Annotated in this window: 12 protein-coding genes; 3 read left to right on the plus strand and 9 right to left on the minus strand. The window is 44.9% G+C overall.

Features of this window, described 5'->3' with window-relative positions; genetic code table 11:
* Positions 1-194 precede the first annotated feature (194 nt).
* Positions 195-1,712, plus strand: coding sequence for an MFS transporter (locus GCU85_RS02380; protein WP_152808970.1), 1,518 nt, complete (start codon positions 195-197; stop codon positions 1,710-1,712).
* On the opposite strand, the gene GCU85_RS02385 is transcribed toward GCU85_RS02380, so the two are convergent.
* Positions 1,709-3,301: a cation:proton antiporter family protein gene (locus GCU85_RS02385; RefSeq protein WP_152808973.1), complete on the minus strand. Its 1,593-nt coding sequence runs from the start codon at positions 3,299-3,301 to the stop codon at positions 1,709-1,711. The two genes, GCU85_RS02380 and GCU85_RS02385, sit on opposite strands and share 4 nt — an antisense overlap.
* Positions 3,302-3,635: 334 nt before the next feature.
* Here GCU85_RS02385 and GCU85_RS02390 point away from each other — a divergent pair, with 334 nt between their 5' ends.
* Entirely contained in the window at positions 3,636-4,481 is an 846-nt protein-coding gene (locus GCU85_RS02390) for a TraB/GumN family protein (protein ID WP_152808975.1), read from the plus strand.
* A 124-nt stretch (positions 4,482-4,605) separates the two neighbouring features.
* Positions 4,606-5,967: an MFS transporter gene (locus GCU85_RS02395; protein ID WP_152808978.1), complete on the plus strand. Its 1,362-nt coding sequence runs from the start codon at positions 4,606-4,608 to the stop codon at positions 5,965-5,967.
* A 51-nt stretch (positions 5,968-6,018) separates the two neighbouring features.
* Here GCU85_RS02395 and GCU85_RS02400 read toward each other — a convergent pair whose 3' ends face one another.
* From GCU85_RS02400 to rpsF, 8 genes are all read right to left on the minus strand, one after another.
* Positions 6,019-7,665, minus strand: a complete 1,647-nt coding sequence (locus GCU85_RS02400) for a cation:proton antiporter (RefSeq protein WP_152808981.1) — start codon at positions 7,663-7,665, stop codon at positions 6,019-6,021.
* A 135-nt stretch (positions 7,666-7,800) separates the two neighbouring features.
* Positions 7,801-9,159 (minus strand): DNA repair protein RadA, encoded by a 1,359-nt coding sequence (gene radA / locus GCU85_RS02405; RefSeq protein WP_152808983.1) that lies wholly within the window; start codon positions 9,157-9,159, stop codon positions 7,801-7,803.
* 96 nt (positions 9,160-9,255) lie between these two features.
* On the minus strand, positions 9,256-10,326 hold the full coding sequence (gene alr / locus GCU85_RS02410; protein ID WP_152808987.1) for an alanine racemase: 1,071 nt from the start codon (positions 10,324-10,326) through the stop codon (positions 9,256-9,258).
* Between the two features lie 58 nt (positions 10,327-10,384).
* On the minus strand, positions 10,385-11,794 hold the full coding sequence (gene dnaB, locus GCU85_RS02415; protein WP_152808989.1) for a replicative DNA helicase: 1,410 nt from the start codon (positions 11,792-11,794) through the stop codon (positions 10,385-10,387).
* A gap of 180 nt (positions 11,795-11,974) precedes the next feature.
* The gene (locus GCU85_RS02420) at positions 11,975-12,946 is read right to left on the minus strand and encodes an NHL repeat-containing protein (protein WP_152808990.1); all 972 of its coding nucleotides are present in this window, start codon (positions 12,944-12,946) and stop codon (positions 11,975-11,977) included.
* 232 nt (positions 12,947-13,178) lie between these two features.
* Positions 13,179-13,628 carry a 50S ribosomal protein L9 gene (rplI, locus tag GCU85_RS02425; RefSeq protein WP_152808992.1) on the minus strand — a complete coding sequence of 150 codons (450 nt, stop codon included), beginning with the start codon at positions 13,626-13,628 and terminating at the stop codon, positions 13,179-13,181.
* Positions 13,629-13,638: 10 nt separating this feature from the next.
* A complete protein-coding gene (gene rpsR / locus GCU85_RS02430; protein ID WP_152808994.1) occupies positions 13,639-13,836 on the minus strand; it encodes a 30S ribosomal protein S18 in 198 nt (65 codons plus the stop codon).
* Positions 13,837-13,849: 13 nt separating this feature from the next.
* Complete coding sequence (rpsF, locus tag GCU85_RS02435) at positions 13,850-14,182, minus strand: 30S ribosomal protein S6 (RefSeq protein ID WP_152808996.1); 333 nt, start codon at positions 14,180-14,182, stop codon at positions 13,850-13,852.
* Positions 14,183-14,346: the final 164 nt, after the last annotated feature.

A 14,346-nucleotide genomic window follows, 5' to 3' on the forward strand; every position in this document is an offset into this window, starting at 1 on the left:
ACACGAAGCGCAATCTGTGCAAGCACTATTTTTTCGCTTTTTAGCTGCTTCTCAGTTGCTTTTCAATCGTTTTGCAATCGTTTTCCAGTCGCTTTGGGACCGTTTTTACCGCCACCGTAAAATAATAGATAAATCTGCTTGTGTTTCTCGTGAATTTTCCTTACGCTAAACAAGGTTTTCAATCAGGATGTGTCATGTCAACTTTTCGTGCGTTAATTCCGTTATTGGCTAGCTTTGGCTTGCTCCTTGTCGCTAATGGCCTCTTTGGCACGGTCATTTCGATTCGCACCAAAAGCGAAGCCTTCCCTGAGACTGTCATCGGTGTGGTATTAGCCGCGTATTTTCTTGGGTTATTGCTGAGTTCGTTCTATGCGTCTAGATTAGTCGCCAGCTTTGGACATATCCGCGCGTTTGCTGCCTTTGCATCGATTGCATCCAGCGCCGCCTTAGCGCATTTATTATGGGTTGACCCAGTATTTTGGGGGAGTTTACGATTTATCTCAGGATTTTGCATGGGCGGGATGATTATTGTCACCGAAGGGTGGATTAATGACCGCGCAACCAATAAAAATCGAGGGACGATTCTCGCTCTGTACATGATTACCACTTACGGCTCTGCAGGATTTGGACAATTAATTATGCTGCTCGACAGCCCTACAGGATTTAAACTGTTTTTAATTGTGTCTATTTTGTATTCTTTTGCCTTATTGCCGATTCTAACCACGCAATCCAAAACACCTACCCCTAGCTCACCGCACCGACCGAATATACGCAAGCTATACCAAGTCTCTCCTGTCGGTATGATTGGCTCATTTGTTGTTGGCATGGTAAATAGTATTTATTACGCACTCGCCCCTATTTATGCCATTAGTTTGGGGCTTAATTCGAATCAAACGGCAATTTTTATTGGTTTGGGCATCGCATCAGGGATGCTACTGCAATTCCCACTAGGCAAGCTATCTGATCATATCGATCGTCGCTGGGTGTTGGTCTTTTCTGGTGTGATGACGGCCATTGTCAGTAGTTTTCTCGTTTTTACTGAAGGTCAATCGCTTGCATGGCTGTACTTTCTGGCGATTTGTTACGGCAGCGTTGGTTTTTCGATGAATGCAATCTGTGTTGCACACACCAACGACTTAGCGCCTGCCCATGAAAGAACACAGACCTCTAGCGGACTATTAATGTTTTATGGTATTGGCGCGGTTATCGGCCCCATTATGACCAGCTTTTTTATGCAAAAAAACAACCAGCTGGTCTTTGGCGTAATTGCGATTGTTACCTTGGTTTTTGCCGCTTATGCTTTCTTACGCATCATAATTCGCCCCAGAAAAGGCACGCACAAACGGCGCTTTGTTGCCTTTACCTTTCAAAGCCCTGCCCGCAAACTCGTCTTTAGCAAGCGTCATTACGATACCAATATCAACGAAAATACGGCAGAAAATACAGCGGAAAGTATCGCGGAAAACACGAAAGAAAACACCCATGACGTTGATAACGCGTATCGCGCTGACGAAGCGCCTAAAAGCGAAGGGTCGCCCAATGAAGGGGCGCCTAATGAAGAATCGCCCAATGAAAAACCAAAAGATGTGTCTCACGCGGACACCGAAGACGACGATAAAGACGACGATAGCAATGACAATGACAATGACAACGGCAATGGCAACAACGCTAAAACCGAAAACGAAGCACCGCCTAACGCAAAGACAGATTAGCTGTCGCTCCGAATCCCCGCAACCATAATTGCACTATCGGCGAGCCCCATACCCGCTTCGTCATAGACATGGAAAACTTGGTCAACGCCTAATGATTTGAGTATTTCAATCTCGTCCGCATATTCAACAATTGCGGTAATTTTGCCATCAAACCCACGATTCCCCAATTGCTCCATCGCATGGACGTTTCCGTAATGGCTGGGCATGGCGAGTAATATCATTTGCGTCGTTTGATTACTGACTAATTTATCCCAAAAATCCGAATCACTCGCATCGCCATGAATGATTTGATACCCTTGTTCACGAATTTCATTTACTTTATCGATATTATTATCGATACCTAAGACATCCAAATCATAGTTTTGCACAAGGCGCTTATACGCACCCCGCCCAATTTTCCCCATACCCAGGACAATGGCATCAGCGTTACTAATGGTAACGGGCTTATCAGCAGGGTGGAGTTTTTCAATCGGGATGTTCGGTAAAAACTTATCCAAATACAAATACACTTTTTCGCTTGCGCTATTGATGGGCGATGCCAACACAAAGCTCATGGCAACAGCAATCGACAGCACGACCAGCCACGACTCGTGAAACCAGCCTTGCGATACGGCTAGTGCCGCGACAATCAATCCAAATTCCGAGTAATTACTGAGGCTGAGCGTTGCCAACGTCGAGGTGCGATTGCGCAGACGAAAGCGATTAAATATCAATAAAAACAAAATGCTCTTGACTGGTATCAACAACAGCAACAACATAGCCAACAACAGTAACTCCATCGTCGGCAATGCGATTAAACCAATCGACAGAAAAAACCCAACCAATAAAAATTCTTTTAAATGAAACAATGATTTGGCCAGTTGGTGCGATGATTTATGCGGGGCTAACAGCATTCCAATAATCAGTGCACCAAGGTCGCCTTTTACACCAACAAAATCAAACAAACCATAGCCGAGGACCAAGGCCAATAAAACACCGTAAAGAATTTGCATTTCGCCATGCCCAACCATATTGAGCAAGCGCCGTAAAAACGGTGCTAGCGGAATTAACAAGAACAAGCCCAACGCCCAAATACTCGGCAATTTCCCAGTTGAGGCGCTCAAAAACAAGACCGCAAAAATATCCTGCATGATGAGCACACCAATGGCTAACCGCCCGTAGAACGATTGCATTTCACTGCGTTCTTCTAATACTTTTACCGCAAATACGGTACTTGAAAAAGCCAAGGCAAACGACAATAGCAAAAAGGTCTGCCAATCACTTTGCACCAATAAAGCAATGCCTGTTAGTTTAAGTAACGACAATAAAAGCACCAAAATTGCACTCGATATAATCATATGACTAGTCGCCCCAAGCCATACTTCACCGCGCAGTAGTGTTCGGACGTCTAATTTGAGCCCGATGGTAAACAGCAACAACGTGACCCCCAAATTCGATATGGTTTCCAATGTTGGGGTTAACGTAAAACCTAAATAATTAAGGGCAAAACCTGCCGCCAAAAATCCCACGAGTGGCGGCAACCTCAGTAACATGGCAGCTAATCCACCAATAAATGCGCCACCAATAAATGCAAATTCTGCTTGTTCCATAAAAGTCTAGTCGGTTGTAGAAAATTTGTTAATTGCGCTGCTTGACTGCTTGCGCTACCTGTCTATCTTTACCTCTCTTTTTTAAGCTGTCTGTGACCGACAGCCCAGCAAGGAGGATGACACATAAAAATGACGCATTGCTCACTATTGCTCACTATCGCCACTTATTATCACTATAAGCTGTCACCGATAGCTTTATACCGAAAATTATAGCACAATTATCGTAGATACCTATTGACTGCTAACATTACTTTGACCGATAACAAGCACACTTAACCCAGACAAAAAAACACAGTCAAAAAGACAACAACAGAAAAATCAACCACGAGGCATTATGAAAAAAATAGGCTTACTACTCATCAGCTATTTAGCCCTGTTATCACCGGCACTATCTAACCAAATTATTGAGCTAAAAAAAGACGAAAAGACGCTTTATTTGTTTGGCACCATCCATTTTGCCAAACCCGATTTTTACCCACTCGCGCCCGCTATTGCAGCGCATTTGCAGCAGTCTGACGCGCTGGCACTAGAGGTTGATTTAACAGACGATGCACAAATGCTTGAACTAATCGCGCTAATGTCCAGCAAAGGCATTGACACCTCACGCGAAATTAGCGATTGGCTACCCGCACAACCCCTTGCCGCGTTGAATGACCTATTTGGCGAAGACGCCGTTAACCGCATGACACATTTTCGTCCTTGGATGGTGATGATGGAGTTAAGTACAAAGCTAGCGAGCGACTATGGAATGACTGAGCTGGGTATTGACCTAGCGATTGCTGACATGGCCAGCGAAAAGCAACTCCCTGTTGTTGGACTAGAGACATTTTCCTCGCAGATCGAAGGGTTTCTAAAAATACCTGAGTCAGAAATTATCGACAGTATTTCACAGGCAAACGATACGGATAAAAACAAAACACAATTCGACAACCTAGTGGACATTTACCAAGGCAGTCCAACCGCCGATGAATTAACCAACCAATTACTATCCGAAATGCGAGAACAAACGCCTGTGTTATTTCAATCCTTTGTCATCGACAGAAACCAACAAATGACGAAAAAAATCATCACCCTCAACAAGACCAATCCAACGCTTTTTGTCGCCGTTGGCGCGTTGCACGTCTATGGTGATGACAGCATTACCAACGCGCTTATCAAAGCAGGCTATCAACGCCAATAAGCAGCTAACGGGCTAATTAGTCAAAACACCTAATTAGTCGCGAGCCTGCCAACGACCTAAGTCGCAACTTTAGATTGCGTTGTGCTGCCACCACTGTTAACCACCCAACAACAAAGGTATTTTTATGATTTGGCTACAATTGTTTTTTCGGTCTTGGTCATTGTTTCTTGGCCTTGGGTTGGTTTTCGGTGGACAAGGCCTACTGTATACGCTCGTTACTTATCGCGGCCGCTTAGAAGGCTTTTCTACGGTTGAATTAGGCTTTCTCATGTCTGCGTATTTTATGGGCTATTTTGTCGGCTCTTGGCGAGGTATGAAAATTATCGCCTCAGTAGGACATGTGCGTGTATTTGGCGCGCTCGCCTCTGCTGCGTCTGTGATTTTTCTACTCTTATTTATGGTACCTGAGTTCTTTGAAACCATTGGACTGGGTAAAACACAGGGATACATCAAGCCGACTTACTACAGTTGGTTTATATTACGTCTAATCAATGGGTTTGCAGCAGCAGTCATCTTAATCATTGCCGAAAGTTGGTTAAACGAAATGTCTGACAATCAAAGCCGAGGTAAAAACCTCAGCCTATATATGATGTTTAGTTGGGGCGCACCAATCCTCGGGAATTTTCTATTGTGGTTTATTCCCGCCGAATCGAATACATTATTTATACTAGGTTCCATTTTTGTCTCTATGGCGGCTATCCCAATATTAATGTCAGCAAAATCTGTCCCTGATTTTAGCTTCCCCGATACGGTCAGCCTTAAATTACTGTATAAAATTTCTCCCGTCGGGCTGGTGGGTTGTTTTTTAGCAGGTTGCATTCACGGTAACTTCATCTACTCCAGTAGCTTATTTGCCGTTAGTGTATTCCCAGCGCAACAAAATTTTGGCGCATCCATTGCCAGCATCATCATTGCGGCAGGTATTTTCGCCATTCCTTTTAGTGGCTTAATCTCCGACAAATACGATAGACGTAAAGTGCTGCTTGTGATTTCTATCTTTGGATGTGTATTTACCATTATGGCGCTATTGATTACCGACATGAGCCAAATCAGTCTGTACATTTGGCTCGCCATTATCGGCACAATGGTCTTACCAACCTATAGCTTATCCGTGGCGCATATGAATGACTGGCTAGCGCCTAAGCAAATGATTAGCGCAAGCGCTACTTTGGTGCTTGTTTATTCCGTTGGTATGATTATTACCCCGCTATTAACGGGCAAAGCCATTGCATTTTTTGGCCCGAATGCGTATTTTTACCTCACGCTGTCAATTTTTGCGGTGTTGACCTTGTTTTGTGCTTATCGCATGGCCGTATCCGATGCACCGATTGTCAGCGACTCCGAAAGCTCGGTCTCTGTCACGCCAACGATGACAGCGTTGTCTAGCGTCTTTGAAGAAGAATCGCAAGAATCTCTCAAAAACACAGACACAAACGATGAAATTGATGACATTGAGCACATAGATAGCGATGAAAAAACAAAATAAACTACTTAATAAAAACCTGAATTCTCGTAAAATATTATATTTCTCTTAAGGTTATTTGTTTTTAATATAAAATTCATAGAAATAAGCCGCAGCCATTTGGTGTGGCCGCAAGATATTTTTTACTTTGTTGTGCTGCATTTTTATGTGGTCTTTTTCGGTCAGCGCCGTCACAAACACTTCGCCACTGTAATCGCTTTCTTTTAGCGCATTAATCAAACTCAAAGATCGCTCAATATCAGGTATCGTACTAATAATATAGGCACTACTTTTAAACGGTATTTCCTCAAACAATTCGGCGTCCTCCATATCACCGTAGATAACCTGCCGACCTTTTTCTCGCCATGCTTTGATTGCATTCGGATCGAAATCAACACCTAAATAACGAATACTAGGATGTTCGTCTAGCCTATCCGCCAACCTATCGCCAAAACGGCCTAAACCAAAAATAATAATATCATATTGACCTGAGTGCTTATCAAAACACTCAGGTTCGATACAATGTTGACGTTCAAAAATGCTAAGCACAGGTGAAATTGCATGGTATATCTGGTGAGAATACAGGATAAGATAGGTCGACAGCCCAATGGTAATAAGCCCAACTAAGGTAATCAAACCAACCACTTCGTCACTAATATGCCCCAGACTCAACCCAAGGCTCGCAAAAATCAATGAAAACTCACTAATCTGTGCAACGGTTAAACCTGCAAGAAAGGATGTGCGCTTTTTATACCCCATAACCCCCATAATAATCAGAACGATGAGTGGGTTTCCAATTAATACAAATGTCGATAGTAGCAGTGCGGCAGATAATTGTCCGCCAATTAACGATAAATTCAGTGTTGCCCCCAAATGGACAAAAAAGAATAACAACAAAAAATCGCGCAAGCTGGTCAGTCGAAGGCTAATCGTGTCCCTATACGCTGTTGAGGCAAGGCTAACTCCCGCCAAAAAAGCACCAACTTCGCGACTAAAGCCAATCGCCTCACCGATAGAAGCCAAAGAAACTGCCCAAGCAATAGCAAAAAGCACTAGTAATTCTTGTGATTTTGCCGCTAAGTGGCTTACCTTAGGTATTACGATTTTGGAAATCAACACCGTAAAACCCAGCAGCCCAATACCTGAGGCTAAGGTTTTTATCATGTCTGTTGTCAGCGAAACTGTGTCTGATTGCTGCATCGAGGAAAGTACAATCATAGCTAAAATGACAACTATATCCTGTACAATCAAAAATCCGATTGCAATTTGTCCGTGCAATGCATCAATTTCTTTTTTATCTGACAGCAATTTGACAATAATGATTGTACTCGAAAAAGTCAATGCAACTGCAATATAAAGGCTATGTAAACTGCTAAACCCTAATAGTATCGCGATAACATAACCTGCGAATGAGGTAAAGATGACTTGACCCAGCCCTGTCAATAGGGCAATTTTGCCGACCGATTTTATGATGCGCAAATCCAGCTTTAGCCCAACAATAAACAGCAAAAGGGCAATGCCTATCTCAGCGAGTAAGTGGATTTTTTCGTGTGAATGCACAATGTCAAGCACTGAGGGGCCAACTATAATGCCTAGCGCAATAAAAACAACGATTAATGGCTGTTTAAGATATTGCCCCAAAATTCCAAGCAGCGCTGCAATGGCCAATATGGCAGAAAATTCAAAAAACGGGTTATTTACCGTGCTAAAAAACCAATCCATCACGCATCCTCAATTAAAAACCAGCCAATCAAAAATCGCTCAAACAACTCATCTGACCATCAGTTAAAAAACTAAAAATTCAACGCTTGGATTCAACGTTTGGTCGTTCGATACCAGTCTACCACAATTTACAACTCACATTAATGCCAGGACCTCTTCAATTCGTTTGATACAGACAATTTCCATGCCATTAATTTTTTTACGCGGCGCATTGGCTGTTGGAATAATGGCACGGGTAAACCCTTGTTTCGCGGCAGCAATAACACGGTCTTCGCCATTCGGCACAGGGCGAATTTCGCCCGCCAGCCCAATCTCACCAAAAACAATCGTCTTATGATCAACAGGCTGATTTTTAAAGCTAGACAAACACGCGAGCACCACCGCCAAATCCGTTGCCGTCTCAGGCATTTTTACGCCACCCACTACATTCACATAGACATCTTGGTCGCCCATTACAATCCCGCAATGGCGAGACAGCACAGCAAGTAACATCGTCAGGCGGCTTTGATCCAACCCCAGCGCAACGCGCTTGGGGTGTCCCAGCGCATCGCTGACCAGTGCTTGCAACTCAACCAAGATAGCGCGTGAGCCTTCCCAGCCAACAATAATTGTCGAGCCCGCCACGGCGGTTTCTCGCCCTGTAAGAAAAATCGCACTGGGGTTAGTCACGCCTTTGAGGCCTGTCGCGGTCATGGCAAAAATCCCCAATTCATTGACAGGACCAAAGCGATTCTTAACCACCCGCAACAGCCGAAACTTAGACGCGGCTTCCCCTTCAAAATACAACACCGTATCAACCATATGCTCTAATACACGTGGCCCGGCAATCGCGCCTTCCTTGGTCACGTGCCCGATAACAAACACCGTGCAGCCGCTTTGTTTGGCATAGCGCACCAAAGCGGCCGCGCTCTCGCGAATTTGTGACACAGAACCTGGCGCTGAGCTGAGTGTCGCCGTAAAAATGGTTTGAATCGAATCAATAACCAAGACATCGGGGGCAAAGGATTGCAAGGTAGCGAGTATTTTCTCTACCTCCGTCTCGGATAAAAACGAAAACTGAGACAAATCTTTGTCCAAACGCTGGCCGCGCAGACTCACTTGTTCCGCTGACTCTTCACCTGAAATATAAAGGGTTTTCATGCGGCTGGATAAATTCGCGATGGCTTGCAGCAATAACGTCGATTTACCAATCCCTGGATCACCCCCCAAAAGCACCACTGAGCCTTTGACCACACCCTGCCCCAATACTCGATCAAACTCGCCCATATCAGTAGAGTACGTGATATGCGATTGGCCCTTGACTTGATCCAGCGTCACGATGGCTTGGCTTGCACCGCCCGTATAACCGCCGCCACGCGATGGTTTGCTTTGCGCTGCACTGACCTGCTCTTCATCTAGGCTATTCCATGCTTTGCAATCCAAACATTGCCCCATCCATTTCGGATAGGTCGCTGCGCATTCTCGGCAGCGGTATTGTGTTTTTGCTTTACTCATGTCGCTATGATGACCTTTTTTTGGTGGTTAACAATCAATACGCCCCGCTTATATACCGCTTATATGCCGCTAATTAACGATGATAAACGCGTTTTATTACGCGGTCTGGATACATTTTTTCACCCGCTCAGTTACCGTTGTCAGCAGCTGATGCGGTATGGTGCCCGCGTGTTCGCAAACAATCTCTATCGGCAAGGACTCTCCCCAACAAATCACCGCATCGCCAACACCAACCGAATCATCGACCAACACCGCAATCATATCCATCGCAACTCGCCCAACCAGCGGGTACTGCTTCCCTTTGATGACAACGGGCGTGCCTGTGGGGATAAAACGCGAGTACCCGTCAGCATAGCCGATTTCACAAATCGCAATATACCCGTCAGTTGGCATACGATAGGTTTGCGCATAGCCGATGGGGTCATTGGCCAAAAAGTGTTTTACCGACAACACACGCGTTTTCAGCGTCATCACAGGGCGTAAATCATGGTCGCTGGCCTGCGTTTCTGCAAAGGGCGAAGCCCCATACAGGGCGATTCCCGGTCGAATAAAATCTCGATGCGCCTCAGGAAACCGCAAAATACCTGCCGAATTACACAGGCTTTGCTTGCAGTCAGGGTATTGCTTTGCAAAGGCATCAAATCGTGCGATTTGCACGGCAGTGATTGCCGCATCGGGCAGGTCAGCGCTAGAAAAATGCGTTGATAGCACAATTTGCGATGGTGCATACCGCGTTAGCAGTTGTGACATCGCTTGCTCAGCATCCTGCGCCTGAAACCCTAACCGCCCCATGCCCGTGTCATATTTAAACCAAACCCGTGCAAAAGTCACCGATGCATTAACAAGCCAATGCAACTGCGTCGCTGTTGCCACCATGCACTCAAACCCGTGTTCATCAGCCAGAACAATATCAGATGGTTCAAAAGGGCCTTCTAGCAATAGAATCGGCTTATCCGCACCTGCCGCTCTAAGCGCCATGGCTTCCTCAATCGAGGCAGTCGCAAACAAATGCGCCGACGCTAACGCAGAATACACGGCAGTGGCCTCTGAACCATAGGCATTGGCTTTGACTACCGCAACACATTGGCTATTGGGCGCGTGTGCCATCAACACCTGTAAATTATGGGTTAGGTTACGACAATTAATGTGTTTTGTTGTGGCACGCATCAGATGAGTCTCAGTTTATACAAGTAACATTCAAACGAGGCATTATTCAAACGTGGCATTATTCAAACGGGACATCATTCGTCATTGGCGCGTAATCGACAAACTGTGTATACTCCCCCATAAACGTGAGTTTAACGGTACCAATGGGACCATTACGCTGTTTGCCGATAATAATCTCTGCGGTTCGATCACGCGCTCGATCCTGTTCGTTCTCACCTGCATAAACTGCATCCCTATAAATAAAGGCGATTATATCCGCATCTTGCTCGATTGCACCTGATTCACGCAGATCTGACATCACGGGGCGTTTATTGGGTCGCTGCTCCAGGCTTCGATTTAGCTGAGACAACGCCATCACGGGGCAGTCAAACTCTTTGGCCAGCATTTTTAGTGAGCGCGAAATTTCAGATACCTGCGTTACCCGCGATTCGTTGCTATCCCGCACTTCCATCAGCTGCAAATAGTCAACAATCACGAGGCCTAATTCGCCGTTCTCACGCACTAAACGACGACATTTGGCGCGCAATTCTGTCGGTGTTAACCCTGGGTTATCATCAATAAAGATGGGTGCGTCTGAGAGCAAATGAACCGCATTACGAAGTTTGTTCCACTCTTGGTCTTGTAGTTTGCCTGTCCGCAAATGGGTTTGATTGATTTGTCCAAGTGCGGCCATTAAACGCATGGTTAGCTGCTCGCCTGGCATTTCTAACGAGAAAAACGCGACATTTTGACGTTTTTCCAAGGCGACATTGGTGGCAATGTTCAAACAAAACGCGGTTTTACCCATCGATGGCCGTGCCGCAACAATGACCAAGTCACCTTTATTTAGGCCCGAGGTTGTTTCGTCTAAATCTTTCCAGCCCGTGGGAACACCGGTAATAACACTGTCCATCTTTGACAGTGCTTGAATGCGTTTTATCGTTTTTGCCGCGACTTGGTTGACTGGCAAAAAACCGGTGCGTTTGTTGCTTTCGTATTGCTCGGCAATGTCGAATACTTTTTTCTCTGCCAAATCCAATACGTGCTTGGTTTCACGCTTACCTGGAAAATACCCAAGTTCAGCGATATCGCTACTGGCATCAATCAACTGCCTTAAAATGGACTTTTCACGGACTAATTTGGCATAGACACCGACATTTGCACTGGAAAGCGTGCGCTCGACAATTTCGAGTATATAGCCCTCGCCGCCAATCGCCGCCAAGTCTTCGTTAGCGCGTAACGCATCAATCACCGTCACAGGGTCAAAGGGCTGAAACTTAGCGACCAAATCCTCGATTGCGCGAAAAATCATCCGATACGCTTGGCGGTAAAAATCGTTCGAGGATACTTCTTCCGAGACCTTATCCCAAGCATTATTGTCAATTAATAGTGCACCAATCACGGCAGCCTCTGCCTCGTCAGAGTGAGGCGGCACTTTTAATTGGCTTAGACGCTTTTCAGCGGCATTAGAAAATACGGATTCATTCATGGGTTTGTCGGCGCTACTTGCATTGTTTAACCTGTTTGGTTATTTTATCAAAAGATAGGGCATTATAGCGCTTTTATGCCAGAATACCCATCAATCAACAATAAAGAAAAATAGCGAAAACTGGTCAAAGCCCGATGTTACCAGGGTTATCGTATTTCTCAGCAGTATCCGACAACAAAATCATATCAATTGACGGCGCCGTATTGTCAGCACAAACAACCCGACCAGCGCTGAGCTTAAGAACAACATTAGCAAGGTCGCCATATTTGAACTAGGTACGTTAGCAATGCGTGGTGGAGAACATAAACCAAATACCGAAGTAGGCATCCCCGCTAAATCCATTGGGCCAGCATTCCCTACTAATGTCGACACAGGTGGTGCAGACAAATTTAATTTAGGCCCAAGTAAAATAGGATCGTTGATGCCACAAAAAACACCAATCTCGTCAGCAGCTGTTTCTTCTAAATAAACACCCACGTTACCATTTAAAAAAGCCAATCCATTATAAGCATCAATCAAACCTGGCACCACCGCGCCTAATGTACCAGTAGCAACATCTAACGGATAAATACCGACACTTCGTTCTGCAATATAGGCGTTATTATTCAAATCAAACGCCAAATCACTGTCACGCATATCGGTGGGCGTCAGGGATGCTGGCAATGGCAACGAAGAAAGCACCGCACCTGTTGCAGGATCAAGTTCCATCAAATTCTGATCAACCACATTAATAGCATACAAGCGTCCGCTACGATCAAATGCAGCGCCATTAATACTTGCAGCAGCAATCGGCGAACCTATCGGTGTCGCAATGGCGGTAACAGGGTCTATGCGCACTAATTGACTAGTAGCGGTGGCAGGTGGATTCTCCAACACTAAGCTTGCATTGACAAATCCGAATAACTGCCCTGCCGTGGTTAGTGCAAGCCCATCCAAAAAAACTGTCGCGCCAGACCCTGACAGCGTAATTCGCGTCGCAGTGCTTACCGTCAACGGCAAAGCGCTATCATCAATCGTTATGAGGACTGAGTTCTGTGCCGCTGTAGTCGGATTAGTGAGTGCTGTTTTCACCGCATAAAAAGCCGCTTTAGCAGAGGGAAGTAACGAAAAACTCGCCAACAAATAAAACAAAACAACAGCTATTTTTTTCATCACAAAACTCCTTATTCCATCTAAATAAACTAAATAAAAATTGTACTTCATCTCTCTGGTTTAGACAACAAAAACCCCGTCGGCGACGGGGTTTTTGTTGTCTAAACCTGCATTCAAGGTGGCACTTAGTGTGACACTCAACGCAATACTTAGCGTGGATTACGCGCTAGTGTATAACTACATTGAGATACACAGGCAAGACTAATTCAATCAATGAAATTAATCAATGGAATTAATCAATACCAATCACTTGTACGGTAATTTCAGCATCAACGTCTGCATGAAAATGCAATGGAATAATAAACTCACCTGTCTGACGAATAGGACCCGTTGGCATACGAATTTCATTACGTTCGATAGTAAGTCCCATGGCTGCTGCTTTTTCGACAATATCAATCGAGGTTACCGAACCAAACAAACGGCCTTCGCCACCTTGTTGGGCTTCGATAATGATTGTTTTATCGGCAACCGCATCGGCTTTGGCTTGTGCAGCATCCAATAGCGCTTGCGCCGCCTTTTCAAGCTCAGCGCGACGCGCTTCGAATTTTTCGATATTCGCAGGGGTTGCTGGCGTTGCCTTTCCTTTGGGGATTAAGTAATTTCTTCCGTACCCAGGCTTAACGCTTACTTGGTCACCTAACCCACCTAATTTGGCAATTTTTTCGAGTAAAATAACTTGCATGGTGAGCTCCTTAGTGCTTATCTGTGTAAGGAATTAGCGCCAAAAATCGGGCTTGTTTAACCGCCTTGGCAATTCGTTTTTGTTGCTGAGCAGATGCGCCTGTGACGCGACTTGGGACAATTTTCCCAGCTTCTGTCAAAAAGCTTTTCAGTACATCTAGCTCTTTGTAATCAATATTTTCTGCTTGGTTTCGTTTCATTTTAGCCATGTTATCCTCCCAATTATGCTTTATCTTTGTCAGTTTTCGCCAATGGAGAAGGCTCAGTAATGGCCTCATCGCGGCGAACAATCAAATGTCGCAAAATCGCATCGTTGAATTTAAATGCATTTTCAATTTCATCTAGCGATGTTTGATCACACTCTACATTCATTAGCATATAGTGCGCTTTAACAATCTTGTTAATGGGATAACTTAGCACACGACGACCCCAGTCTTCTGCGCGGTGGATAGCACCACCATTTTCTTTGACAATCGATGTATAACGCTCGACCATGGTTGGTACCTGCTCGCTTTGATCAGGATGCACCATAAATACAATTTCATAATGTCTCATTTAAAGCCCCTTACGGATATTAGTTAAACAGCCACTGAGTATTCAGTGGCAAGGAGAGCAGCTATTATACCGATAACACACTAAACTGCAACTGATTATTTTGCGTGATTAATGTTATTAATCTGTTATCAATCGCATCGCGATGGCGCTGACACTTCATTGTA

Source organism: Ostreibacterium oceani (genome assembly GCF_009362845.1).
Lineage (GTDB): Bacteria > Pseudomonadota > Gammaproteobacteria > Cardiobacteriales > Ostreibacteriaceae > Ostreibacterium > Ostreibacterium oceani.

What these genes read in the sequence shown, in the direction of transcription:
- GCU85_RS02380 (WP_152808970.1), top strand. Translation starts at nt 195, where the DNA reads ATGTCAACTTTTCGTGCGTTAATTCCGTTATTGGCTAGCTTTGGCTTG.
- GCU85_RS02385 (WP_152808973.1), bottom strand. Translation starts at nt 3,301, where the DNA reads ATGGAACAAGCAGAATTTGCATTTATTGGTGGCGCATTTATTGGTGGA.
- GCU85_RS02390 (WP_152808975.1), top strand. Translation starts at nt 3,636, where the DNA reads ATGAAAAAAATAGGCTTACTACTCATCAGCTATTTAGCCCTGTTATCA.
- GCU85_RS02395 (WP_152808978.1), top strand. Translation starts at nt 4,606, where the DNA reads ATGATTTGGCTACAATTGTTTTTTCGGTCTTGGTCATTGTTTCTTGGC.
- GCU85_RS02400 (WP_152808981.1), bottom strand. Translation starts at nt 7,665, where the DNA reads ATGGATTGGTTTTTTAGCACGGTAAATAACCCGTTTTTTGAATTTTCT.
- radA (WP_152808983.1), bottom strand. Translation starts at nt 9,159, where the DNA reads ATGAGTAAAGCAAAAACACAATACCGCTGCCGAGAATGCGCAGCGACC.
- alr (WP_152808987.1), bottom strand. Translation starts at nt 10,326, where the DNA reads ATGCGTGCCACAACAAAACACATTAATTGTCGTAACCTAACCCATAAT.
- dnaB (WP_152808989.1), bottom strand. Translation starts at nt 11,794, where the DNA reads ATGAATGAATCCGTATTTTCTAATGCCGCTGAAAAGCGTCTAAGCCAA.
- GCU85_RS02420 (WP_152808990.1), bottom strand. Translation starts at nt 12,946, where the DNA reads ATGAAAAAAATAGCTGTTGTTTTGTTTTATTTGTTGGCGAGTTTTTCG.
- rplI (WP_152808992.1), bottom strand. Translation starts at nt 13,628, where the DNA reads ATGCAAGTTATTTTACTCGAAAAAATTGCCAAATTAGGTGGGTTAGGT.
- rpsR (WP_152808994.1), bottom strand. Translation starts at nt 13,836, where the DNA reads ATGGCTAAAATGAAACGAAACCAAGCAGAAAATATTGATTACAAAGAG.
- rpsF (WP_152808996.1), bottom strand. Translation starts at nt 14,182, where the DNA reads ATGAGACATTATGAAATTGTATTTATGGTGCATCCTGATCAAAGCGAG.